The organism is Pseudomonas sp. 210_17 TE3656 (assembly GCF_054821965.1).
Genome location: NZ_JBTRBC010000001.1, coordinates 2429723 through 2452881, shown reverse-complemented (window position 1 = coordinate 2452881; position 23159 = coordinate 2429723). Strand labels below are relative to the sequence as shown.

Below are 23159 nucleotides of genomic sequence, written 5' to 3'. Positions count from 1 at the left end.
GGCATGATTAAAACTCATGCAAGTATGATCCTGTGGATTACCCAGGGCTTATGCGGAGGATTCGTCCATGCCCCGTCGTTTACCGCCGTTGTATGCCTTGCGGGCCTTTGAGGCGGCTGCCCGGCACAGCTCCTTCACCCGCGCCGGGGATGAGTTATCGATCACCCAAAGCGCAGTCAGCCGCCATATCCGCACGCTGGAAGAGCATTTCGCCTGCCGTTTGTTCGTGCGCAATGGCCGCAGCCTGCAACTGAGCGAAGCGGCGCGGCTGTTGCTGCCGGGCGTGCGTGAAGGCTTCGCCGCACTGGAGCGCGCCTGTAATACGCTGCGCAGCGAGGACGACATCCTGCGCATGAAAGCGCCCTCGACGCTGACCATGCGCTGGTTGCTGGCGCGCCTCAGTCGCTTTCGTCATCTACAGCCGGGCAATGAGGTGCAACTGACCAGCGCCTGGATGGATGTCGATCATGTCGATTTCAACCATGAGCCCTTTGATTGTGCGGTATTGCTTGGCGATGGGCACTTTCCGCCGGACTGGGAAGTGGTGCGGCTGTTTTCCGAGCTGCTGATTCCGGTGGGGGCCCCCGAGCTGCTGACTGAAGGGCCTTGGGACGCCAGGCGCCTGGCCGCTATCGAGCTGCTGCACCCGACACCTGACAAGCGTGACTGGCGCAGTTGGCTGGCGCGCATGGGGTTGACGGACAAGGTCTCGCTCAAGGGCGGTCAGGTGTTCGATACCCTGGAGCTTGGGATGATCGCTGCCGCGCGGGGTTACGGGGTGTCCATGGGCGATTTGCTGATGGTGGCCGAGGATGTGGCCCAGGGGCGTTTGAGCCTGCCCTGGCCGACAGCGGTGGCCAGTGGCCTGGACTATTACCTGGTGTGGCCGAAAACCCGCCCGGGGGGTGAACGGTTGCGTCGCTTGAGTGATTTTCTGCAGGGTGAGGCCGATGCGATGGACCTGCCGAAGGTGCAGGTCCTCAGGTAGCTATCGCGGGGCAAGCCCGCTCCCACCGGGATCATTGCAACCTCGGTGGGAGCGGGCTTGCCCCGCGAAGAGGCCCTTACAGCCCCGGCAAATCCAGCGCCTTGGCACAGGCCTGCAACGACCGCTGCTGACTCTGCGCATACAGCGCCAGCTCATCCTGCACCGGCTTGCCCAGCGCCTGTTCAAAGGCATCGCGGTTGGCATTGCTGCCGTACTCGCTCTGCGCCTCATCCCCCAGGTTGGACTGGAAGATCCCCGCAGCACTGACCGGCAAAAAGTCCTCATACACCAGCGCTTCGAAGTGCACATGGCCGGCATCGATCAGGCCGTCCAGTGAAGTCGGGCGCTCCGCGCCGCCCCGTGCAGCCAGGCCGCGCTCGGTGGGGAAATAACGGAAGTACGCCAGGCCCTGCTCACGCATCTGCGCGAGGTCATCCGGGAACGCCTGGAAGCTGTCTTTGAGCAACTGCATGTAGCGCTCGGCGTTGGCTTCTGCCGGTACACCGCCCAATGCATCGCGGGCAGCATCGAGCAGTTGGTCATACAGTTGGCGCCCTTTGGGAGTCAGCGCCGCACCACGCTGCTCGATCTCGCCAAAGCGTGCGGTGTGACTGCCACCCGCAGCACCTTGCTGATCACTGAACGCGACCTTTTCCTGCAGCGCCTTGAAGCTGGTCTGACGCAGCAGGATCGGGCAGCGCCGTGGTGGCGGGCCTTCGATTACCGCCTTGGGTGGAATGCCTTTGGCCGGCATGCCCAGCTGGATCGCATCGATGTCCAGGGTGCGCGGCGTCAGATGGTTGATGTGCGGGCCTTTGAAGGCCACCACATCGGCGATCAGACGGTGCTGATCATGCAGCTGTTGGTACTGCTCGGCAGTCACCGTGGCAGCGTGGTGCCAACGAAAGGTGTGCAGGGCTTCGTCAACAAAAGTGCGGGCATCATCGGTATTCAGGCCGCCATCACGCTCGAACTGCTGGATCAGCTCCAGAGCGCGCGGGGTGAAGATCTGCCGCTTGGCGAGGATCTGTCGGGATAGCTCACGCAAGGCCGGGTTGTCGATCAGCTCCAGGCGCAACAGCGAAGTGAAAACCCGGAACGGGCTGATATGCAGCGATTGTTCGTGAACGGCGCGAAAAGCTGTGGAATGCACCGGTACGCCGGCCGAGCTGAGGTCGTAATAACCCACCGGTTGCATGCCCATCACCGCAAACAGGCGGGCGATGGTCGCCAGCTCTTCGGCAGTACCGACACGGATGGCGCCATGACGCTCCTGGTCCAGACGTTCGATTTCGCCGGTCCAGCGCAGGGCCTGGGCCACCTCTGGCTGCTCGGCCATGACCTGCTGGTTGATTTCGCTCACCAGCGACAGCAAGGTGCCGTACAGCGGCACTTCCTGTTTGTACATGAGCGACATGGCGGCGGAGAACTGCGCGCGAATGCTGTCCGGGCTGACGAAATCTTGAGCGGGCATCGAAAGCTTCCTGGTGAGGTGGGCACCCCTACATGAAAGCGAGGAATGCAGTACTCCCGCAAGCGAAAAAAAGTCGATCTGTCATTCCGTGGATTCTTGATCTTCCGACGCCAGCTCGGCAGCGATCCAGTCGACCAGCGCTCGTACCTTGGGCACTTCTGCCGCATGCTCGGCAAACGCCAGAAAATGCGCGCCATTGCTGCGCATGCTGTGTTGCCAGGGCACGATCAGTTTGCCTTCGGCCAGCTCCTGAGCCACCAGGTAACGCGGCACCAGGGCCACGCCGCAACCGGACTGCGCGGCACTGAGGCTCATATAGAAGGTGTCGAAGCGCGGCCCGTGGTAGCTGTGGGCCGAATGCAGGCCTTGTTCAAGGAACCACTCATGCCAGGCTTCCGGGCGCGAAGTGCTTTGCAGCAATACCAGCTCGGCCAGTTCGCTGGCGTCTTTCAAGGTGCGGCCCTGCAACAATTCCGCTGCGCAGACCGGCACCACTTCTTCCCCGAACAGTTCTATACAGGTCGCACCGGGCCAGGTGCCCTGACCGTAGAAAAACACCACGTCGGCCTTGCCCTGCAGCAAGGCGAAAGGCTCCATCTCATTGCGGATATCCAGGTGGATGTTGGGGTGGCGTTTACCGAAGCCTTTAAGGTGCGGAATCAACCAGCGCACGCCAAAGCTCGGTTGAGTGGCTACCTTCAATACTTCGGTCTGCTCGCCATAAGAGAGGATGTAGCGGCTGGACATGTCGACCTGGGTGAGGATCTTGTTGACCTCAGCCAGGTAAAGCGCACCGGCGGGTGTCAGCTGCAGGCGGCGGCGGATGCGCAGGAACAGGTGATGGCGGAGCATCTCCTCAAGCTGCGCGACCTGTTTGCTCACCGCGCTCTGGGTCAGGTGCAGTTCTTCGGCGGCGCGGGTGAAGCTCAGGTGCCGGGCAGCAGCCTCGAAACACTGCAGGGCGGCCATCGATGGCACCAGACGTTTGGACATAGCGGCCTCAGAAGCGGGTAGATCATTACCTGGCGGAATGATATGCAGAATAAAGGTCGTTTGTTGCGCCAGAGTGATCGGATTAATACTGATCCCGATCACTAATTCAACCACTCATCGCATGCAGGAGAAGAAAATGGTTGATGGACTGCTTGACCGCCTCGGTGTCCCGGCCAGTGCCTACACCCACGGCAACCATCCCGTTCACACCCCTATCGATGGCAGCGCGATTGCCTCGGTGCACCTGGAAAGCAAAGCCCAGGTCGTGGCCAAGATCGACAAGGCCGAGCAGGCCTTCCAGGTCTGGCGCAACGTGCCGGCGCCGCGTCGCGGTGAGTTGATTCGCCTGTTTGGCGAAGTCCTGCGGGAAAACAAGGCGGCGCTGGGCGAACTGGTTTCCGTCGAAGCCGGCAAGATCACCCAGGAAGGCCTGGGTGAAGTGCAGGAAATGATCGACATCTGCGACTTCGCCGTTGGCCTGTCGCGTCAGCTGTACGGCCTGACCATCGCCTCCGAACGTCCTGGTCACCACATGCGTGAAACCTGGCACCCGCTGGGTGTGGTCGGGGTCATCAGCGCCTTCAACTTCCCGGTTGCGGTCTGGGCCTGGAACACTTCGCTGGCACTGGTCTGCGGCAACGCTGTGGTCTGGAAACCCTCGGAGAAGACTCCGCTCACCGCGCTGGCCTGCCAGGCGCTGTTCGAGAAAGCCCTGAAAGCCTTTGGTGATGCGCCAGAAGGCCTGAGCCAGCTGATCATCGGCGATCGTGAAGCCGGTGAAGCGCTGGTCGATGACCCGCGCGTGCCGCTGGTCAGTGCCACCGGCAGCACCCGCATGGGTCGTGAAGTCGGTCCGCGGGTTGCCGCACGCTTTGGTCGCAGCATTCTCGAACTGGGTGGCAACAATGCCATGATCCTGGCGCCGAGCGCCGATCTGGACCTGGCCGTGCGCGGCATCCTGTTCAGCGCCGTCGGTACTGCCGGCCAGCGTTGCACCACCCTGCGCCGCCTGATCGTCCATCGTTCGATCAAGGACGAAGTGGTGGCGCGGGTCAAAGCCGCTTACGCCAAAGTGCGTATCGGCGATCCACGCAAAGACAACCTGGTCGGTCCGCTGATCGACAAACAGTCCTTCAGCGCCATGCAGGACGCCCTGGCCCGTGCCCGCGACGAAGGCGGCCAGGTGTTCGGTGGCGAGCGCCAGTTGCAGGAGCAATATCCGAACGCTTACTACGTGTCGCCAGCCATTGCCGAGATGCCGGCGCAAAGCGCCGTAGTGCGTCACGAGACCTTCGCGCCGATCCTTTACGTGCTGGCCTATGACGACTTCGACGAGGCCCTGCGCTTGAACAACGAAGTGCCACAAGGTCTGTCCTCGTGCATCTTCACCACCGACCTGCGTGAAGCTGAGCGCTTCCAGAGTGCGGCGGGCAGCGACTGTGGTATCGCCAACGTCAACATCGGTACCAGCGGTGCGGAAATTGGCGGTGCCTTTGGTGGCGAGAAAGAAACCGGTGGCGGCCGTGAGTCGGGCTCCGATTCGTGGAAAGCCTATATGCGTCGGCAGACCAACACGGTGAACTATTCGCGTGAGCTGCCATTGGCTCAGGGGATTGTGTTCGACTGAACACGGTAATCGCGGGGCAAGCCCGCTCCCACAGGGGGATCATCCGAACCTGTGGGAGCGGGCTTGCCCCGCGATCGCTTCACCACCGAACAAGAACAATCAAGGAAGCCGGCCATGTCAGAGCTGCGCCAACAATGTCTGTGGGAACACGTAACCAGGCTCGCGACGCCGGTCGATAAACTGGCCAGCGAACTCAAGGCCGACGTCTGCATCATTGGCGGCGGCATCACCGGGCTCAGCGCCGCGCTGCACCTGCTGGAGGCGGGCAAGTCGGTCGTTGTGCTGGAGGCCTGGAAAATCGGCCACGGTGGCTCCGGGCGCAACGTCGGTCTGGTCAACGCCGGTACCTGGATTCGTCCCGACGATGTCGAAGCCACCCTTGGCCATGAGCAAGGCAGCCGCCTGAACAAGGTGCTGGGTGAAGCGCCTGCTGAAGTCTTCGCCACCATCAAACGCCTGGGCATCGATTGCCAGGCACACAACAGCGGCACCCTGCACATGGCGCATAACGCCAGCGGCGTTGCCGACCTCGAAGCGCGTCATCAGCAGTGGAGCCGTCGCGGTGCCGACGTCGAGCTGCTCACCGGTGCACGCTGCGAGGAGTACTGCGGTACCGACAAGATTTCCGCCGCGCTGCTCGATCGCCGCGCCGGCACCATCAACCCCATGGCTTACACCCAAGGCCTGGCTGCGGCTGTCACCCGTCTGGGCGGGCAGATATTTCAGCAGTCGGCAGTCGAGGGGCTGGAGCGCGAAGGTCGTGGCTGGCGGGTTAAGACCGGCCAGGGCTCGGTCAGTGCCGACAAGGTGGTGATCTCGACCGGCGCCTACACCGAAGGCGACTGGACGACCCTGCAGAAGCACTTCTTCCGTGGTTACTACTACCAGGTCGCCTCTGTGCCGCTGCAAGGCGAAGCCGCCGATAACGTGCTCAAGCACGGCCAGGGTTCCTGGGATACCCGCACGGTGCTGAGCAGCATTCGTCGCGACGATGAAGGCCGCCTGCTGCTCGGTAGCCTGGGACGGGTCGACAACAAGCCGAGCTGGTTCATCCGCAGCTGGGCCGACCGTATCCAGAATCACTACTTCCCGCAGTTGGGCAAGGTCGAGTGGCAAATGCACTGGACCGGCTGCATCGACTTCACCCCTGACCACCTGATGCGCCTGTTCGAACCGGCCCCGGGCCTGGTTGCGGTGACTGGCTACAATGGCCGAGGCAACACCACCGGCACGGTGATCGGTAAAGCCTTCGCCCGGTTCCTGCTGCAGGACAACCCGGATGCCTTGCCGATTCCGTTCTCGCCGATGAAACCGGTATCGGCCCCGGCGCTGCGCACCGGCTTCTACGAAACCGGGTTCTCGCTGTATCACGCCGGGCAGTGCTTGCGCGTGGTGCTGTAACCGCTACTTGTGCAGCCAGCTGAGAAAGCCGCCTTTCTTGATGGCTGCCGGTTTCTGCTCCAGTAGCGACTGGCGGGTTTGCTGGCGAATGCGTTGCAGCTTGATCAACGCCGTCTTGACCTCACCGCGTTGCTCCAGGCAACTGCGCACTTCAGCCTTGTCGATACGGTAGAGGATGCAGCTGGTCAGGGTGCGGAATTCGGCGGTGGAATCGTCCGTCTCCAGCAAGCCTTCCAGGCCCAGCACCTCACCTGGCCCCATGCGTCCGGCCTCGATCAGCTTGTCGCCATCGCGGATGCCCGCAGACACCACACCTGTGCCGATCACCAACAGGTAATCCGAGCTATCGCCAACCCCGAGGATCACCTGATCGGCCAGGTATTCCACCGCAGTCATACGCTGGCTGAGGCTGTCTTTTTCCTCGCTGCTCAGTGAGCGGAAGATTCGCACATCCTCAAGCAATGCACGTTGCCGATTCCAGGTTTGCGGAGTCAGGGAGTCGCTGTTCCAGACCACACCCGCCGCTTCCAGGTGGCGGTGGGCAAGGTCGAACATATGGTTGCGCACTTCAACTTTCTGGTTCATGGAACTGACGAAACCACTCGCTTCGTATTCCACCGACTCCAGGGTCGAGTTCTTGATCGTCGCTTTGGGCGGCGGTGTGGCGAGTAGCGTGCGCGTGCCCTGCAGGGTTTTTTCCAGGGCATCAAGCACTCGCCGCGGGCGCACCTTGGCAGGCACCACGACGCTGATGGAGACACCATGTATGTCGTTGGGCTGGCTGAAATTGAGCAGCTTGGCTTTGGCCGCGACCGAGTTGGGGATCACCGCCATGCTGCCGTTGCCGGTGAGCAGGCGAGTGGCGCGCCAGTCGATGTCGATTACTTTGCCTTCGGTGCCGTCGATGCTGATCGAGTCGCCGACCTGATAGGGGCGGGTGGTGTTGAGAACGATGCCGGAGAACACATCGCTGAGTGTGCTCTGCAGTGCCAGGCCGATAACAATTGCCATCACCCCGGACGTCGCCAGCAGGCCTTTGACTGGCAGCTGAAGTACATACGCGGCGGCGGCAACAACCGCGACCAGGAAGATCACGGCACCCAGTACATCCTGCAACAGTCGCCCGGTATGGCCGCTGCGTGAGCCCAGAATGACCCCGATCACCACCGTAACGGTGCGCGCCGCGAACAGCCACCAACCGATCCCCAGCACTGTCGCGAGCAAATTGCGCGGTACATCCTCGACCCAAGGCGCGGCTTGCAGGGGGCTGACCCCGGCGCTGATCAGCACCCAGGTGAACAGCAGGAACACCCCCAGCCGCAGACCGATGCGCACGGGGCGCCGGCTGACCGGGATCACCTGCCAGAGCAGGAGATCAAGTGCGATCAAAGTGATGCCGATCAGCAGGGGGTAACTCTGGGCAAAAGCGAACATACCTGTCTCACGACGCGGGGATGTTGCTAGTAAAGAGCAGGTTGGCGGCAATTACTACTGGCGCGTGGGCTCAGAACATCACGTAGGCGCTGGCGCTGGTCTGGTCCAGATCGATATTGCCAACCTTCAGCACTTCCTGTTCCAGGCGCACGCCGATGTTACGGAACACGTCCACTTCGACACCGAGGCCGTAGGTCATGTCCAGGTCGCTGCTGTCGCCGGCGATATCGTTGTCAGCGTCCCAGGCATGCACGCCGGCGCTGGCGAACAGGCGCACGCGCTTACCGACCGGGATACCGAAGTGGGCAGCGGCCTGTAGCGAGTGGCCTTCGAAGTCGCCGTCCTTGCCGCTGAAGTTGCCCAGGTCTACCCAGGCGCCTTCCACTGCCAGATACGGATTCAGCCGGTAGCCCACGAAGGCCTTGTAGGCGTTGTCGTCGTCACTGAGCTGGTGCTCGTCGGTTTCCACCTTGGTCAGGCCGCCGCCCAGATAGAGGCCACGGTCATCTGCCACGGCGTTTACAGAGCTAAGTACAAGGAGGGCGGCTGCAAGCTGTTTTGCGAAGTTCATCGTTCGTCCAATGGAGTTTGGTTAATGGGAGAAAGGGCTGATCAAGCCGGTTTCTTGGGCAGGAACTCTCTGTCCAGGCGTTCACGGATCATCTGCGCGGCGGAATCCATGGCCGGGTAGATGTCCTCGATCACAGGTGCCTTGTCCTGACCGATGTTCCGGCCACTGGCCCGGTCTACGGCGCGGGCCAGGGTTTCACCGCTCAGGCTGTCGCTGACTTCGCTCTGGAAGAACAGATAAAGGGTTTCATCGCGTACACCGGTGGCGTGCAGGGAAAGGCCGACCAGCATGCCGATGGGAATGTATTCGGTGACATTAGGATCACGCGGTTTGCGTTCAATATCGGCAACCGATACTTGTAGTGACAGCGCGCCCTTGGTGGGTTTGTCGACCAGGCGATAACCGGCAGTGGTGAGTTGTTTTACCAACTGGGTTCGGAAGTGTTGGCGCAGTTTGTCTGCATCGCCATTAAACTTGGCAAGGCGCGGATCAGTACTGTCGAAAGAAATACTTTTCGGCAGGTTGAGGAAAATTGCTTTGTCATGGCCTTTCGACAAAGGCGCATCAGATTTCTTCCACGCAACAGTACCGTCATCGTGTTCGATAACGTGTAGAGGTGCGTTGGTTTTTTGTTGTTCCGGGGTGATCGCGGTGTCGATGCTTGGCGCCATCGAACAACCAAACAGGCTCATCGAGAGCAATAGCAGCGAAAGGGTTTTGAAGTGCATGGGAATTCCTGTTGACGTCACGTTGAGGTGACAGAGCTATCCCCACTCTAGGGTCGCGAGTGAGGAAAACAGGAATCAAAAATTGTTATTTATGGCCTTCGCGCCGGTTCACACGCCGTGCGCCGCGGCCTGGGGTCAGTTGTTCATGCAGCGCATCCGGTCAAGCTCAAGGAAGTAGTAGCACAGCGCGTCGCTGTCGGTAGGGATGATGACCAGGCTGAGGATGGAGCCGAGCCTGAAGTACTGGCGGGCAAACAACAGATCGGAATGGCGGCTGACGTCGAACAGTTCGGTCTGGCTACTGGCCTGGATATCTTCAACCTTTATCTTTACTCGCCAGCGCGAGGTATCAACGAGCGAGGCGCCAACGGCAACATGCCGCTCTTTATCGCCGAGGCGCTCAAGTACACTAATCACTGCGCTGGGTTCACTGATGGTCAGCGCTTCCTTGGACTCCATTATTTCATTTTCTATGAAGTTTCGGCCCTCGGTACGATAAGGCTGACTATTAATGTAGGGGCGCGGCAGTGCAATCAATTGCATTATCAGGCCTGCCAGAAAAATAGCGGCGATAACTAGCCAGTGGCGCCAAGCTACTCGATTGTTTTTCATTATTCGCCCGCGCATTTTTTCAACATATTGATGAGTTGCTCATTCTGGAGCTGAAATTCAAAGTTGTAAGTGTGCCCTGTTGTGCGGATACAGGACATATTCATTCGCGATCCTTTACGGCTGATAAAGACCTGGCCTTTGATATTTTCTGTGGGCAAGTTTAAATTGGATATGTCGGTTTTGAGCGTGTTTACTTCTTGCTCGTTCTTGCCGACTGCTGAAATTGATAGTTCACCTTGTTTGATAACTGCAACATGCAATTCACGGGTCGGCTCATACCAGGCAACCAGGCGCCAAATGGACAAGACAGCAAATACCGTCGCCGCCAGGTAGCCGAGAATCACCGCCGTGCCAATGCCTTGCCTGCTGTCAGGCGAGGTGGCGGGCGCAATCGTATTGGCCTGTTGAGGCTCCTCTGCAGGCGCCTCAACAGCCTCGGAATGGTCGACCATATGGTCGCTGTTGAAGCGATAGCCGCGCCGTGGCACGGTGATCACTATTTCGTGATCCTTGCCGTCGCCGAGGACGTTTCTGAGCATGAAAATGGATTGGTTGAGGCTGCCTGCCGAGACGACACGGTCGTCCCAGGCGAACTCCAGAATCGCTTCGCGCGAACAGATCGCGCCGGGTTCCATCAGCAGAAGTTCGAGAATTCGCGACTCTGCGCGCGCCAGTGTTAATTCCTCTGGCGCACCTTGGTTTTTGCTGATAATAATCTTGCAGTGCTCGGAATTAAACTCCACAAGGTCGCTGTTTTTTAGTCGAAAATTGTAGATCATCAAGCACTACGCGCGTTGTGGAATTCCTTACTATTATAATGGTCGTTATCAGCGAAGCAAGTCGATGAAGGGCGCTTGCTATTGTGTGAGTGCATTAATAAAATACCGGGGACTGTATATTTCAAGGTTGAAATAATTGCTCATGCTGTAGTTGTCGGTCGGTACTGCAATGCTTCGGCAAGATGGGGGCGGTCAATGTCCCGGGCTTGCTCAAGATCAGCCAGGGTACGGGCCACCTTCAACAGGCGATGTGCCGCGCGCAGGGACAGGCTGAGACGTTCACAGGCGCTTTCCAGCCAGTGCTGGTCGGCGGTGATAACGTGCAGTGCTGGCGCAGGCCCGGCAGGTCGAGAAAGGCATTGGCGCATCCCTGACGCTGTTGCTGAAGCTCCCGGGCGCGAGCGACGTGCGCCGCGATGCTGGCGCTGCTTTCGCCATTGCCGGCAACCGGGGACAGGGCCGTGGCCTCGCGGGCAACGGTCAGGTGCAGGTCGATGCGGTCGAGCAAGGGGCCGGAGAGCTTGTTGCGGTAGCGCTGGATCTGATCGCTGCCACAACGGCAGCGTCCGCTGGGGTCGCCGAGATATCCACAGGGGCAGGGGTTCATCGCTGCGACCAGCTGGAAGCGTGCCGGAAAGCGGATCTTGTCCTTGGCCCGGGCGATGACGATTTCACCGGACTCCAATGGTTCGCGCAGTACTTCCAGTACCCGCCGTTCAAATTCCGGCAATTCATCGAGAAACAACACACCGTGATGGGCGAGGGTGATCTCGCCGGGCTGCGGGCGGCTGCCGCCACCTACCAACGCAGCCCCGGACGCCGAGTGATGAGGATGCCTGAACGGTCGCTGCGGCCAGCTGCTGAGCGGTACATGGCTGGCTACCGATTGAATCGCCGCCACCTCCAGGGCCTCGCGTTCGTCCAGCGGCGGCAAGAGGCCGGGCAGACGGCTGGCGAGCAGGGTTTTGCCGGTGCCCGGCGGGCCGCTGAACAGCAGATTGTGCGCCCCGGCGGCGGCGACCAGCAGCGCGCGCTTGGCCGCTTGCTGGCCCTGGACTTCATTCAGATCGGGATACGGACGGACCTGCAACAGCAAACCATTGGCGGCGTAGGGATTGAGTGGTGTCTGCCCGTTGAGGTGGGCTACCAGCTCCAGCAGATGCCCGACCGCAAATACCACCAGACCTGACGCCAGGCAGGCTTCCTCGGCGTTCTCTTGAGGGACTACCAGGGCCCGGCCGGCTGCTCTGGCTGCCAGGGCTGCCGGTAGCACACCTTGTACCGGGCGTATGGCGCCGGATAGCGCCAGTTCTCCCAGGCATTCCAGTTCGCCCAGAGCCGTGACCGGGAACTGGCCATTGGCGGCAAGAATCCCCAAGGCAATCGCCAGATCGAAGCGGCCGCCGTCTTTGGGCAAGTCTGCCGGGGCGAGGTTGAGGGTGATGCGCCGGGCGGGGAACTCCAGGCCGGAATTGAGGATCGCGCTGCGCACGCGGTCTTTGCTCTCCTTGACGGTCGCTTCAGGCAAACCGACCAGGGTTAGCGCCGGCAGGCCGTTGGCCAGATGGGCTTCGACACTGACCGCCGGGGCCGATACACCGACCTGGGCGCGGCTGTGGACAAGGGCGAGGGACATGAACACTCCATGATCGATACGGGGCCGCGTCCTGCGGCTTTGCAAGGATAGTGGGGTGGGGAGGGTGAGGGCGGGGAAGAGTGAGTCTGGTTTTTACAGGCTTGGCCTGAAGAATCCGATACCAGAGGACTGGCACCGGATTCTCGTTTTGTCAGCGCAACTGAGGTTCAGGCAAAACTGATGTTCGCGCGCTGCTGCCCGCTGATCACTTTCGCGGCAGAAATCAGCTGGTACGGAATTTCCACGAACGGGATGTCGGAGTTGGTCAGCGCCATATCGACGAGCTGCACCATGACCGAGTTCTTGCGCACCAGGATGACATCGGACCAATCGGTGTTGGTCATGGCGAGCGGAATGAAGTCGCTGCGCTTGAGGAAGCTGCTCAATGCTTCGAGCACGCCAAGGTTCTGCTTGGTGCCGTTCAGACTGTGGCAGCAGTCGTTGAGCAGGATGAAACCGTCGTCGGCTACCAGGTCCTGGTAGTACATCAAGTCACGCAGGATGTATTCGTACTGGTGGTTGGCATCGATGTAGACCAGGTCGAACTTGTCGATGCCGGTTTTCGGCTTGATCTGTTCAATGGCGCTGATGGTGTCGGCGCGGATCGTGGTGACATTATCCTTGTCGACAAACCTGCTCAGGCATTCATGGTAGAGGCGATCCCAGGTCGCTGGATCGTACATCGAGCCGCCGTAGTAGTAAGCATAGGTGTCGATCGGCTCAACCCAGGCCGGCAACGGATCGAACGGGCTGTACTGGTCGTTTGCCACTGGGCTCCAGCTGTCGATCAGCACCATCTTTTCCGGCGTTAGCGCGTTGTACAGCTTGAGCGCGTTTTCTCCCCGCAGAACGCCGAGTTCGGCGATCACCGGCTGCTTGTCGCACGCCTGAAAGACGGCGTTAAGAACGTGATAGAAAATCTCTCGGTGGGTGATGCAGACTTTCATGGGGTACCTGCTTTCTTGAAGGGAGAGGCCGCAGCGCTCGAGTCCTCGGTTATCGGCAGCGAGGGGACTTTCCTTAAGGTGCAGGGGGGCTGATCAGGTTGTAGCTGTTTTCTGTCAGACCATTCTGAATCATACTCCCGGCGCCGCTGCTCTGTTGCGCCTGCCCAGGTGCATGCCTACCCTGTGACAGTCGTTGCCAATTCAACGACCGGATTTAGCAGTCCAGGGCATAAGCAGAGCTCCATTTCCCTGATACAGGTTTTCCCCCGCCTGTATTTCTGGTCAATGGCGGCTGTGCGTGGGGCACCTTCGGGTGCGCCGGTTCCTATGCCCGGTCTGCTAACCCGCGTACAGCTGCCACCCTATTCGTTTAGCAGCGAACGGTGGTTGCTCCATCTGCATGGGAGTCACCCGATGAAAAAGCCCGTTCCTGATCCACCCGATTTGCCCTTTGTGCGCACCATCGAAAGGCCTGTTGCCAGTTGTCCCGAGCATCCGCCGTTGTTCAATGTGTGTTCGGGTGTCAGCGCCGAGGACGCGCTGGTGCATGCTTCGCTCTATCTCAAGTGCGCCAGCGTCAGCATTGAAGAGGTGGTGCGATACACCGCGGAGCCTGGGAAAAGCTATGTCTGGTCGACCCAGCATTCAGTGGAATTTGCGCGGGCGTTGATTGATGCGTTGATCGACGGGATCGAGTTGCAACGCCTGCCGGACTTGTAGGAGCGGATTCATCCGCGATGGACGGTAACGCCGTCCCATCAACACAGCAGGGGCGCTGACGCACCCCATCGCGGATAAATCCGCTCCTACAGTAACCGAGTGAAAACAGGTGGTCGTTTTATTCGGCGGCGGGGGGATTCAGACGTGCTTCCATTTCGGCGACCTTGGCCTCCAGCGCTTCAAGACGGGCGCGGGTGCGGGCCAGGACTACCATCTGGCTGTCGAATTCTTCCCGGCTGACCAGTTCCAGTTTGCTGAAGCCGCTTTGCAGCAGGGCTTTGAACTGGCTTTCGAGTTCGGCGCGAGGTTGCGAGGTGTCGCCGCTGAACAGGCGCGAGGCTTGGTCGCTCAGGGCATCGAGAAAGGCTTTGGGCGCGAGCATGTTCGGCTATCCGCTGTATCCAAGTGGGGCGCCAGTGTAGCACGCAGTATTAGCGGCCTTGAGCTGCACGCTTTTTGCGCATCGCGGTCAATCGTCACGCACCGTAATTGTGCAGCGAAACGCTGATGGCGACTGGCCAATCAACAGCGGCCAACGCAAGTGTCTGTAATTGGACGATTTAGCGGATCTGGCAAGGTTTCTGCTAAGACCTTTGTGACCCATGCACTGATGCAGTCACCGTGACGAAACGGGGTGCAGGCGGAGCATCAAGCGGTTTCGGTCGACGACGCGTTACAAAGCCAGGCGCTGCGCTTAGACTTGAGTCGGGTTTGTTTTCCTGGGGCAAGTCCACCAATTCGGGAGAGAGTTTCATGAAGCTAGTCACTGCCATCATCAAGCCGTTCAAGTTGGACGACGTGCGCGAGTCGCTGTCTGAAATCGGCGTGCAGGGTATTACTGTCACTGAAGTCAAAGGCTTCGGTCGGCAGAAGGGCCACACCGAGCTGTATCGCGGTGCTGAGTATGTGGTTGATTTCCTGCCCAAGGTGAAGATCGACGTCGCCATCGACGACAAAGATCTGGACCGGGTCATCGAAGCGATCACCAAGGCGGCCAACACCGGCAAGATCGGTGACGGGAAAATTTTCGTGGTTAATCTGGAACAGGCGATTCGCATCCGTACCGGCGAAACCGATACCGACGCGATCTAAAAAAAGCCTCACCAAACCCCAACGCCCCAGGAGAAAACAACATGACTCTGCGTCGATTCGCAGGGCTAGGAGCCCTTTTGCCTCTCGTAATGCCCGGCCTGGCCCTGGCAGAGGAGGCAGCCCCCGTGCTCAACTCCGGCGACACCGCCTGGATGTTGACCGCCACAGCCTTGGTGCTGTTCATGACCATCCCGGGCCTGGCCCTGTTCTACGGCGGTATGGTGCGTTCCAAGAACGTGCTCTCGGTGATGATGCAGTGCTTTGCGATCACTGGCCTGATCAGCGTTCTGTGGGTGGTTTACGGTTATAGCCTGGCGTTCGATACCACCGGTATGGAGCAGGGTGTAGTCAACTTCAATTCCTTCGTCGGCGGCCTGTCCAAAGCCTTCCTGGCTGGCGTGACGCCTGCGAGCCTGACCTCTTCGGCGGCGTTGTTCCCCGAGGCGGTGTTCATTACCTTCCAGATGACCTTCGCGATCATCACCCCGGCGCTGATCGTCGGTGCCTTTGCCGAGCGTATGAAGTTCTCGGCGATGCTGATCTTCATGGCCATCTGGTTCACCCTGGTCTACGCACCGATTGCCCACATGGTCTGGAGCGGCAACGGTGGCCTGATGTGGGACTGGGGCGTGCTGGACTTTGCGGGCGGCACCGTGGTGCACATCAACGCCGGTATCGCCGGTCTGGTCGCCTGCCTGGTGCTGGGCAAGCGCAAGGGCTTCCCGACCACGCCGATGGCCCCGCACAACCTCGGTTACACCCTGATGGGCGCGGCCATGCTGTGGATCGGCTGGTTCGGTTTCAACGCCGGCTCCGCCGCGGCCGCCAACGGCACTGCGGGCATGGCCATGCTGGTGACCCAGATCGCCACCGCCGCTGCGGCGCTGGGCTGGATGTTCGCCGAATGGCTGACCCACGGTAAACCAAGTGCTCTGGGCATTGCCTCGGGTGTGGTTGCCGGCCTGGTCGCCATCACCCCGGCTGCCGGTACGGTCGGCCCGATGGGCGCCCTGGCAATCGGCTTGGTAGCCGGTGTGATCTGCTACTTCTGCGCCACCAGCCTCAAGCGCAAGCTCGGCTACGACGACTCGCTGGACGCCTTCGGTGTGCACGGTATCGGCGGTATCGTCGGCGCGATCCTCACTGGCGTGTTCGCAGCCCCGGCACTGGGTGGCTTCGGCACCGTCGAAGACATCGGCGCGCAAGTCTGGATTCAGGCCAAAGGCGTCGGCTTTACCGTGATCTACACCGCGATCGTCACCTACGTGATTCTCAAAGTGCTGGATCTGGTCATGGGCCTGCGGGTTAACGAAGAAGAAGAGTCGGTCGGTCTCGACCTGGCGCAACACAACGAGCGCGGCTACAACCTGTAACTGTCTCGAAAAATCTTGCCCGGCTTGCCGGGCATTTTTTTTGCCTGCAGTTTGTCGCTTTCAGGCAACGCAAACGGTTTCTTTCGGCGCTTTTGCCGCCACTTTTTCGGCTGGCTGCAGATAGGCAGAAAACTTACAGACCAGAGTGATAGTTAGGCACTTTGCTTTTTCTCTGAGCACGCTAGAATGCGCGCCGAAGGGAGCTGACAAGCTGTCCGCAAACTTCGCTACCCTTTGCTAGGCTTGCCAATGAGCAGGCTGATCACGCCAGGGTAGGCCGACGGTTCACTATCGGCAGCTCTTTAATTTTGTCAGGCCCTGCCAAGAGCGGGACCTGCACGGTGTTCGCCAGGCTCTTTGGCGCACACCCGAGGTGGCGGCAAACCCGCGACCCTTTGAATTTTTCCGGCGGCTGTCGATTTACGGCGCTGCTGGACTATAACTAATGTGCTTTTCGCAAGTCATGAGGTAGAACATGAGCGACGACGATCTGGAAAATGACGACCTCGAAGTAGGCGACGAAGACGAAGGTGATGAAGGCCTCGAAGCGGCAGCCGATGATGTGGCTGACGACAGCGGCGACGACAGCCCGGTACCTGTTGCCAAGGGCAAGTCCAAGTCGGCAGCTGTCTCGGTAGACGAGATGCCGAGCATGGAAGCCAAGCAGAAGGAGCGTGATGCCCTGGCCAAAGCTATGGAAGAGTTCCTCTCCCGTGGCGGCAAGGTGCAGGAAGTGGAGGCCAATGTGGTCGCCGATCCGCCCAAGAAGCCGGACAACAAGTACGGTAGCCGCCCTATCTGAGTGGTTCCGTCAGCAAGAAAGCCCGCCGTCGCTGCGGGCTTTTTTGTGCCTGTTTGTAGGAGCGGATAAATCCGCTCCTACAAGGCAGTTGTTCCCACCGGGGGGGATCAGCGCCAGCTGTTGAGCAGCTCGGGCAGCTGCGAAAGGCGCTGGATTTCGGCGTCGGGCTGGTTGTCAGCCTCCCAGGTCTTGCCCTGTGGGTTGAACCAGATGGCCCGCAGGCCCGCGCGCTGGGCGCCGGCAATGTCGTCGCCGGGATGGTCGCCGATATGCACCGCCGCATGGGCTTCGACCTGGCCCTGGCGCAGCGCTTCAAGGAAGGGCTGGGGGTCGGGCTTGCCAATCCCCAGATCCTCGGCGCACAGGGCGAACTTGAAGTAGTCGGCCAGACCCAGGCGACGCACATCGGCATTGCCGTTGGTGACCACGCCGAGGGTGTAGCTGTGGCGCAGGATCTCCAGCACCGGCTGGACCTCGGGAAAGATATCGATCTGGTGACGCGCGTGGAGGAACACCTCGAAGCCTTCGTTGGCAAGCTCGCGGGCTTTGTTCTCGCTGTAGCCGACGTCCTCGAGGGCGCGGAACAGCACCTTGCGGCGCAAGGCGCTGATGCGGTGCTTGAGCCCGGGCTCCGCCTGCACCAGGCGCTCACGGATGGCGTACAGGTGCTCCACGGGTACTGCGCCAAGGTCCGGCGCATTGGCGGCCAGCCAGTCGCGCAAGATGGCTTCGGCGCTAACGATCACGGGGGCGGTGTCCCACAGGGTGTCGTCGAGGTCAAAGGTGATCAGCTTGATGCTCATGAATCGCTGCCCTTACTGCGTTTAGCCCGAGGATGGGCGCTGTCATAGACGGCGGCCAGGTGCTGGAAATCAAGGTGAGTGTAGATCTGCGTGGTGGCGATGTCGGCATGGCCGAGCATCTCTTGCACGGCGCGCAGGTCCTGGGACGATTCGAGCAGGTGGCTGGCAAAAGAGTGCCGCAACATGTGCGGGTGCAGGTTCTGCCCCAGCTCACGTTCGCCGGCAGCCTGTACGCGCAGCTGGATAGCGCGTGGGCCGAGGCGACGGCCCTGGCGACTGACGAATACGGCGTTGTCTTGTGGTGCGCTGATACCGCGCAACGCGAGCCATTGTTCGAGGGCTTCGCGCGCCTTGCGGCCGACCGGCAATACCCGCGTCTTGCTGCCCTTGCCGTGCACCTGGACCAGGCCTGCGGGCAGGTCGAGCTGGTCGGTATTGAGGCTGGTCAGCTCCGACAGGCGCAAGCCGGAGGAATAAAACAGCTCAAGCATGGCCTGGTCACGACGGGCGAGAAAGTCGTCTTCCACCGCGCCTTCGAGCAACTGCAAGGCACGATCGGTATCGAGGGTTTTCGGCAGGCGCCGCTCACCCTTGGGCGCCGACAGGCCGTTGGCCGGATCATGGCTGCACAGGCCTTCGCGGTTGAGATAGCGGTAGAAACCGCGCACTGCCGAAAGCAGCCGGGCCAGGCTACGGGACGACTGGCCGTGGTGATGCTGGCGGGCGATAAACTGGCGCAGGTGCTGGATCTGCAGGGCATTCCAGCTGTCGATACCGGATTTGGCACAGAAGGCCAGGACGCTGTCGAGGTCGCGGCGGTAGGCCAGCTGGGTGTGCCCGGACACCTGGCGCTCATTGCGCAGGTGCGCGCAGAAGGCCTGTAGCTGGCGTTCCATCAGCGCACCGGGCGCAGGGTCTGGGTAAAGCGCGGCACTACGCGGCCGAGCACTTCAGCGATGTAGCTGAGGAACAGGGTGCCGACCGTGCTTTTGTAGTGTTGCGGGTCACGGCTGGCGATGGCCAGTACGCCGTGCAGGCCCTGGTGGTTCAGGGTGGCGACGGCGGTCGAGCCGACTTCCTTGCGCTGGTCTTCGCCAAACAGGAAGTCCAGCTCATGGTCGCGCAGATTGCCGCTGACCGTCTTGCCGCTGCACAACAGGCCACCGATGGCTTGCTGGGCGTCGGCGCTATTGACCCAGCGCCCGACTGGCGCGGCGGTTTCACCGAACAGGATCAGGCTGACGAAGGGCACCTTGAACTCCTGGCGCAGGCTGTCTTCGACGGCCATGACCACGGCTTCCAGGCTGTCGGCATCGAGCAGGTCGAGAATCAGCCGGCGGGTCTTGTCGAACAGCCGGTCGTTGTCTCGGGCCACGTCCATCAACTGCGAGAGACGGTGGCGCATCTCGATGTTGCGGTCGCGCAGCAGCTTGAGCTGACGCTCCACCAGCGAAACGCTGTCGCCGCGCTGATGGGGAATGTGCAGCTCGCTGAGCAACTCGTCGTGTTCGGCGAAGAACGTCGGGTTGTCACGTAGAAAGGCAACCACGGCCTCAGCCCCGAAGGCGGGCGTCGAGCCCTCGGCGCTAAGGTCGGTGGGCTGTTCGGCAGGAGCCTGGGGCTGATCGGTCATGGTTGGCACTCACTCATAGACGAACCTGTCCTTCAAAGACGCGTACGGCAGGGCCGGTCATCAACACCGGCTGGCCAGGGCCGGCCCACTCGATGGACAGGCGTCCACCAGGAAGGTCGATCAGCAGCGGCGAGTCCATCCAGCCCTGGCTGATCGCGGCCACGGCAGCGGCGCAGGCACCGGTACCGCAGGCCTGGGTTTCCCCGGCGCCGCGTTCCCAGACACGCAATTGCGCGCGATGGCGGTCAATGACCTGGATGAAGCCGACGTTGACCCGCTGCGGGAAGCGCGGATGGTGCTCGATCTGTGGACCCAGTTCGTGCACCGGGGCGCTGTTGATGTCGTTGACGCGCAGCACGGCGTGGGGGTTGCCCATCGACACGGCGGCCAGTTCGACCTGCTTTCCGGCCACCTCCAGCGGGTAGCTCAGGGCCTGGGCCGGGGCGTCGAACGGAATCTCGGCCGGCACCAGGCGTGGCGGGCCCATGTCGACGCAGATCTGCCCGTCGTTGCGCACGTCCAGCTCGATGATGCCGCCCTTGGTTTCAACGCGGATGCGTTTTTTCGCGGTCAGGCGCTTGTCCAGCACGAAGCGGGCGAAGCAGCGCGCACCGTTGCCGCACTGCTCGACCTCGGAGCCGTCGGAGTTGAAGATCCGATAGCGGAAATCCACCTCCGGATTGCTCGGCGCTTCGACGATCAGCAACTGGTCGAAACCGATGCCGGTGTGGCGATCGCCCCATTGCTTGGCGTGCTTGGGCAAGATGTGCGCATGCTGGCTGACCAGGTCGAGGACCATGAAGTCGTTGCCCAGCCCATGCATTTTGGTAAAACGCAGCAGCATGGGCTTACTCCGGCAGCAGGCTTTCGCCGGCGAACAACTCGGCTACGGTTTCCCGGCGGCGTACTTCGAACGCCTGGTCGCCATCGACCAGGACCTCGGCGCAGCGACCACGGGTGTTGTAGTTCGAGCTCATGACAAAACCATAGGCGCCCGCCGAATGCACCGCCAGCAGATCGCCTTCGGCCAGGTTCAGCGTACGCTCCTTGGCCAGGAAATCGCCGGTTTCGCAGATCGGTCCGACCACGTCGTAGGTACGCCCTTCACCCGCGCGCGGCTGCACCGCGGTGACGTTCATCCAGGCCTGGTAAAGGGCCGGGCGAATCAGGTCGTTCATGGCCGCATCGACGATGGCGAAGTCTTTGTGCTCGGTGTGCTTGAGGTATTCGACGCGGGTCAGCAGGACGCCGGCGTTGGCCACGATGTAGCGGCCCGGTTCGAACACCAGGGCCAGGTCGCGCTCGCCGAGGCGTTCGCGGATGGCTTTGATGTAGTCACCGGCCAGCGGCGGCTCTTCGTCACGGTAACGCACGCCAACACCGCCACCCAGATCCAGGTGACGCAGGTGGATACCGCAGTCGCCAAGACGGTCGATCAACGCCAGCAGGCGGTCGAGGGCGTCGAGGAAGGGTTCCAGCGTGGTCAGTTGCGAGCCGATGTGGCAGTCGACACCGACCACTTCCAGGTTAGGCAACTGGGCGGCGCGAATGTACACCTCTTCGGCATCGGCGATGGCGATACCGAACTTGTTTTCTTTCAGACCCGTGGAGATGTACGGGTGGGTGCCGGCATCGACGTCCGGGTTGACCCGCAGCGAAATCGGCGCGCGCAGGCCCATCTCGGCGGCAACCACTTGCAGGCGCTCCAGCTCGTCGGTGGACTCGACGTTGAAGCAGTGCACGCCGACTTCCAGGGCGCGACGCATGTCTTCACGAGTCTTGCCGACACCGGAGAAAACCACGCGATCGGCGCGGCCACCGGCGGCCAGGACACGCTCCAGCTCACCGCCGGAAACGATGTCGAAACCTGCACCCAGACGGGCCAGCAGGTTCAGCACACCGAGGTTGGAGTTGGCTTTGACGGCAAAGCACACCAGGTGCGAAACACCCTGCAAAGCGTCGGCATAGCTACGGTACTGGGCCTCGATGTGGGCGCGCGAGTAGACGTAGGTTGGTGTGCCGAAACGTTCGGCGATGGCCGACAGGGCCACGCCTTCCGCGAACAGTTGACCGTCGCGGTAGTTGAAAGCGTCCATGGGTTACCCTTACTGGTGCTTGTGCGATTGCGACTTTTGACCGTCTTTGCTCTCGTCTGGCAGGTACAGCGGGCCCTTCTGGCCGCAGGCGGAAACAAGGCAGGCAACCGCGACGAGCGCCGCGAGGGTGGAGATCAGGCGCTTCATGGCGTAATCCTTTGTAATAAGCAGTATTGCGCCCGAGTATACCGAGCACCTGCCGCCTTGCCTATGCGGGCGGCCCGCCGTCGGGCGGGGGCTGCCGGGGTGAGGTGGCGGGCGTTATCCTTTGCATTCGGCGCGCCGCGCTCGTATCTTGCCCGGCTTGCGTGTGTGCAGACATTTTTGAGGTTCTTGCAATGAGTTTGACCGAAGCGCGTTTTCACGACCTGGTCGACGCGACCCAACAGGCCCTGGAAGACCTGTTCGACGAAGCTGATCTGGATCTGGACATGGAGAACTCGGCAGGGATCCTGACCATCAAGTTCGAAGACGGCGCCCAGCTGATCTTCAGCCGCCAGGAGCCGCTGCGTCAGCTGTGGCTGGCCGACAAGTCCGGTGGTTTCCACTTCGACTATGACGAGCAGAGCGGCAAGTGGACCTGCGAAAAAACCGAAGAGTTGCTGGGCGAGATGCTTGAGCGCATCGTCTGGGAGCGGGTCGGCGAAAAGCTCGACTTCGAAGAGATCTGAGATGAGCAACGCGCCAAAGCCGGCCAAGCCGCTCTACAGCAATGTCAGCCCGGCGGTGCCGTCGCCTTGCATCAGCACCTGCCGGCTGGATGAGCACAAGGTCTGCATTGGCTGCTTTCGCCATGTCGAAGATATTCGTCAGTGGCGATCTGCCGATGACCAGCGTCGCCGGCAGATCTGCGAGGAAGCCCGGGCGCGTCGGCAACTGGCAGGATCGGCCTAAACCCTGCGGGTATTGTGTATTTACTTGGCTGTGGTAGTGTCGAGCTTGTTTCGGCTGTGCCGAATTCCTGCAAACCCCGCCCTTGGGCGGGGTTTTGCTTTATATCGTTCAAAAAAAGGAGTCTGACTGGATCATGAGCACCAAGCCTTCCATTATCGTCACCCGATTGGACGTTCAGCGTCTCGAGCGTCTGATCGACAGCCTCGATGAGAAGATGCAGGACTCTCCGGGTGTGCTCGCCTTGCAGGACGAGCTGGACCGCGCCGAGCAGGTCGGTCACGAGGAAGTTCCGGCCGGTGTCGTGACCATGAACTCCCGGGTTCATTGCCGCGAAGAAGCCAGCGGCAAGGACTACCACCTGACTCTGGTCTACCCGAAGGATGCCAATGCCGACGAGGGCAAAATCTCCATCCTCGCGCCAGTTGGCAGCGCGCTGCTGGGCCTGTCGGTAGGCGCCAAAATCGATTGGTCACTCCCGGGCGGCAAGACCCTGAAGCTTGAGCTGCTGGCGGTCGAGTATCAGCCAGAAGCCGCGGGCGACTTCGACCTCTGAGCC

At 61.1% G+C, this 23159-nt stretch carries 25 protein-coding genes and 1 pseudogene; 10 read left to right on the top strand and 16 right to left on the bottom strand.

Annotated elements, in window-relative coordinates:
* The first annotated feature begins 67 nt into the window (after nucleotides 1-67).
* Nucleotides 68-988 carry a LysR substrate-binding domain-containing protein gene (locus tag ACVI9W_RS11520; RefSeq protein ID WP_461530047.1) on the top strand — a complete coding sequence of 307 codons (921 nt, stop codon included), beginning with the start codon at nucleotides 68-70 and terminating at the stop codon, nucleotides 986-988.
* 76 nt (nucleotides 989-1064) lie between these two features.
* Here the strand turns inward: ACVI9W_RS11520 and hglS are convergent, their stop codons facing one another.
* Together hglS and ACVI9W_RS11510 are read right to left on the bottom strand one after the other, a co-directional pair.
* Nucleotides 1065-2462 (bottom strand): 2-oxoadipate dioxygenase/decarboxylase HglS, encoded by a 1398-nt coding sequence (hglS, locus tag ACVI9W_RS11515; protein ID WP_461530046.1) that lies wholly within the window; start codon nucleotides 2460-2462, stop codon nucleotides 1065-1067.
* 81 nt (nucleotides 2463-2543) lie between these two features.
* Nucleotides 2544-3455: a LysR family transcriptional regulator gene (locus ACVI9W_RS11510; RefSeq protein ID WP_157194663.1), complete on the bottom strand. Its 912-nt coding sequence runs from the start codon at nucleotides 3453-3455 to the stop codon at nucleotides 2544-2546.
* A 136-nt stretch (nucleotides 3456-3591) separates the two neighbouring features.
* On the opposite strand from ACVI9W_RS11510, the gene amaB reads away from it, so the two are divergent.
* Both amaB and amaA read left to right on the top strand, forming a co-directional pair.
* A complete protein-coding gene (gene amaB / locus ACVI9W_RS11505) occupies nucleotides 3592-5082 on the top strand; it encodes an L-piperidine-6-carboxylate dehydrogenase (RefSeq protein ID WP_461530045.1) in 1491 nt (496 codons plus the stop codon).
* A gap of 114 nt (nucleotides 5083-5196) precedes the next feature.
* Nucleotides 5197-6483 carry an L-pipecolate oxidase gene (gene amaA, locus ACVI9W_RS11500; RefSeq protein WP_461530044.1) on the top strand — a complete coding sequence of 429 codons (1287 nt, stop codon included), beginning with the start codon at nucleotides 5197-5199 and terminating at the stop codon, nucleotides 6481-6483.
* Nucleotides 6484-6486: 3 nt separating this feature from the next.
* Here the strand turns inward: amaA and ACVI9W_RS11495 are convergent, their stop codons facing one another.
* The 7 genes and pseudogenes from ACVI9W_RS11495 to ACVI9W_RS11465 all read right to left on the bottom strand — a co-directional run bounded on the left by ACVI9W_RS11495 (nucleotide 6487) and on the right by ACVI9W_RS11465 (nucleotide 13190).
* On the bottom strand, nucleotides 6487-7917 hold the full coding sequence (locus ACVI9W_RS11495) for a mechanosensitive ion channel domain-containing protein (protein WP_461530043.1): 1431 nt from the start codon (nucleotides 7915-7917) through the stop codon (nucleotides 6487-6489).
* Between the two features lie 70 nt (nucleotides 7918-7987).
* Entirely contained in the window at nucleotides 7988-8488 is a 501-nt protein-coding gene (locus tag ACVI9W_RS11490) for an outer membrane beta-barrel protein (RefSeq protein ID WP_038615839.1), read from the bottom strand.
* Nucleotides 8489-8529: 41 nt separating this feature from the next.
* Nucleotides 8530-9180 (bottom strand): DUF3313 domain-containing protein, encoded by a 651-nt coding sequence (locus ACVI9W_RS11485; protein WP_461530042.1) that lies wholly within the window; start codon nucleotides 9178-9180, stop codon nucleotides 8530-8532.
* 171 nt (nucleotides 9181-9351) lie between these two features.
* The gene (locus ACVI9W_RS11480; RefSeq protein ID WP_461530041.1) at nucleotides 9352-9828 is read right to left on the bottom strand and encodes a hypothetical protein; all 477 of its coding nucleotides are present in this window, start codon (nucleotides 9826-9828) and stop codon (nucleotides 9352-9354) included.
* Nucleotides 9828-10607 (bottom strand): winged helix-turn-helix domain-containing protein, encoded by a 780-nt coding sequence (locus tag ACVI9W_RS11475; protein ID WP_461530040.1) that lies wholly within the window; start codon nucleotides 10605-10607, stop codon nucleotides 9828-9830. Before ACVI9W_RS11475 ends, ACVI9W_RS11480 begins: the two co-directional genes overlap by 1 nt.
* Before the next feature lie 140 nt (nucleotides 10608-10747).
* Nucleotides 10748-12243: pseudogene (locus ACVI9W_RS11470) on the bottom strand (YifB family Mg chelatase-like AAA ATPase).
* 167 nt (nucleotides 12244-12410) lie between these two features.
* The gene (locus ACVI9W_RS11465) at nucleotides 12411-13190 is read right to left on the bottom strand and encodes a class I SAM-dependent methyltransferase (protein WP_461530039.1); all 780 of its coding nucleotides are present in this window, start codon (nucleotides 13188-13190) and stop codon (nucleotides 12411-12413) included.
* Between the two features lie 414 nt (nucleotides 13191-13604).
* On the opposite strand from ACVI9W_RS11465, the gene ACVI9W_RS11460 reads away from it, so the two are divergent.
* On the top strand, nucleotides 13605-13910 hold the full coding sequence (locus ACVI9W_RS11460; RefSeq protein ID WP_461530038.1) for a DUF3077 domain-containing protein: 306 nt from the start codon (nucleotides 13605-13607) through the stop codon (nucleotides 13908-13910).
* Between the two features lie 118 nt (nucleotides 13911-14028).
* Here ACVI9W_RS11460 and ACVI9W_RS11455 read toward each other — a convergent pair whose 3' ends face one another.
* Complete coding sequence (locus ACVI9W_RS11455) at nucleotides 14029-14292, bottom strand: accessory factor UbiK family protein (protein WP_038615819.1); 264 nt, start codon at nucleotides 14290-14292, stop codon at nucleotides 14029-14031.
* 371 nt (nucleotides 14293-14663) lie between these two features.
* Here ACVI9W_RS11455 and glnK point away from each other — a divergent pair, with 371 nt between their 5' ends.
* From glnK to sutA, 3 genes are all read left to right on the top strand, one after another.
* Complete coding sequence (gene glnK / locus ACVI9W_RS11450) at nucleotides 14664-15002, top strand: P-II family nitrogen regulator (RefSeq protein WP_002555808.1); 339 nt, start codon at nucleotides 14664-14666, stop codon at nucleotides 15000-15002.
* Between the two features lie 41 nt (nucleotides 15003-15043).
* Nucleotides 15044-16375, top strand: a complete 1332-nt coding sequence (locus ACVI9W_RS11445; RefSeq protein WP_461530037.1) for an ammonium transporter — start codon at nucleotides 15044-15046, stop codon at nucleotides 16373-16375.
* A gap of 475 nt (nucleotides 16376-16850) precedes the next feature.
* Nucleotides 16851-17177, top strand: a complete 327-nt coding sequence (gene sutA, locus ACVI9W_RS11440) for a transcriptional regulator SutA (protein ID WP_038615813.1) — start codon at nucleotides 16851-16853, stop codon at nucleotides 17175-17177.
* Between the two features lie 107 nt (nucleotides 17178-17284).
* Here the strand turns inward: sutA and ACVI9W_RS11435 are convergent, their stop codons facing one another.
* The 6 genes from ACVI9W_RS11435 to lptM are packed head-to-tail and all read right to left on the bottom strand — an operon-like array spanning nucleotide 17285 to nucleotide 21856.
* Nucleotides 17285-17980, bottom strand: a complete 696-nt coding sequence (locus ACVI9W_RS11435) for an HAD family hydrolase (RefSeq protein ID WP_038615811.1) — start codon at nucleotides 17978-17980, stop codon at nucleotides 17285-17287.
* The gene (gene xerC / locus ACVI9W_RS11430) at nucleotides 17977-18876 is read right to left on the bottom strand and encodes a tyrosine recombinase XerC (protein WP_038615809.1); all 900 of its coding nucleotides are present in this window, start codon (nucleotides 18874-18876) and stop codon (nucleotides 17977-17979) included. Before xerC ends, ACVI9W_RS11435 begins: the two co-directional genes overlap by 4 nt.
* A complete protein-coding gene (locus ACVI9W_RS11425; RefSeq protein WP_422421295.1) occupies nucleotides 18876-19613 on the bottom strand; it encodes a DUF484 family protein in 738 nt (245 codons plus the stop codon). Before ACVI9W_RS11425 ends, xerC begins: the two co-directional genes overlap by 1 nt.
* A 13-nt stretch (nucleotides 19614-19626) precedes the next feature.
* Nucleotides 19627-20457: a diaminopimelate epimerase gene (dapF, locus tag ACVI9W_RS11420; RefSeq protein ID WP_157194644.1), complete on the bottom strand. Its 831-nt coding sequence runs from the start codon at nucleotides 20455-20457 to the stop codon at nucleotides 19627-19629.
* A 4-nt stretch (nucleotides 20458-20461) separates the two neighbouring features.
* Complete coding sequence (gene lysA, locus ACVI9W_RS11415) at nucleotides 20462-21709, bottom strand: diaminopimelate decarboxylase (RefSeq protein WP_191830541.1); 1248 nt, start codon at nucleotides 21707-21709, stop codon at nucleotides 20462-20464.
* A gap of 9 nt (nucleotides 21710-21718) precedes the next feature.
* Complete coding sequence (gene lptM, locus ACVI9W_RS11410) at nucleotides 21719-21856, bottom strand: LPS translocon maturation chaperone LptM (RefSeq protein ID WP_038998077.1); 138 nt, start codon at nucleotides 21854-21856, stop codon at nucleotides 21719-21721.
* A gap of 191 nt (nucleotides 21857-22047) precedes the next feature.
* On the opposite strand from lptM, the gene cyaY reads away from it, so the two are divergent.
* The 3 genes from cyaY to rnk all read left to right on the top strand — a co-directional run bounded on the left by cyaY (nucleotide 22048) and on the right by rnk (nucleotide 23156).
* On the top strand, nucleotides 22048-22380 hold the full coding sequence (cyaY, locus tag ACVI9W_RS11405; RefSeq protein WP_038615797.1) for an iron donor protein CyaY: 333 nt from the start codon (nucleotides 22048-22050) through the stop codon (nucleotides 22378-22380).
* Nucleotide 22381: 1 nt separating this feature from the next.
* Nucleotides 22382-22603, top strand: a complete 222-nt coding sequence (locus tag ACVI9W_RS11400; protein ID WP_461530036.1) for a DUF1289 domain-containing protein — start codon at nucleotides 22382-22384, stop codon at nucleotides 22601-22603.
* A 133-nt stretch (nucleotides 22604-22736) separates the two neighbouring features.
* A complete protein-coding gene (rnk, locus tag ACVI9W_RS11395; RefSeq protein WP_038615792.1) occupies nucleotides 22737-23156 on the top strand; it encodes a nucleoside diphosphate kinase regulator in 420 nt (139 codons plus the stop codon).
* Nucleotides 23157-23159: the final 3 nt, after the last annotated feature.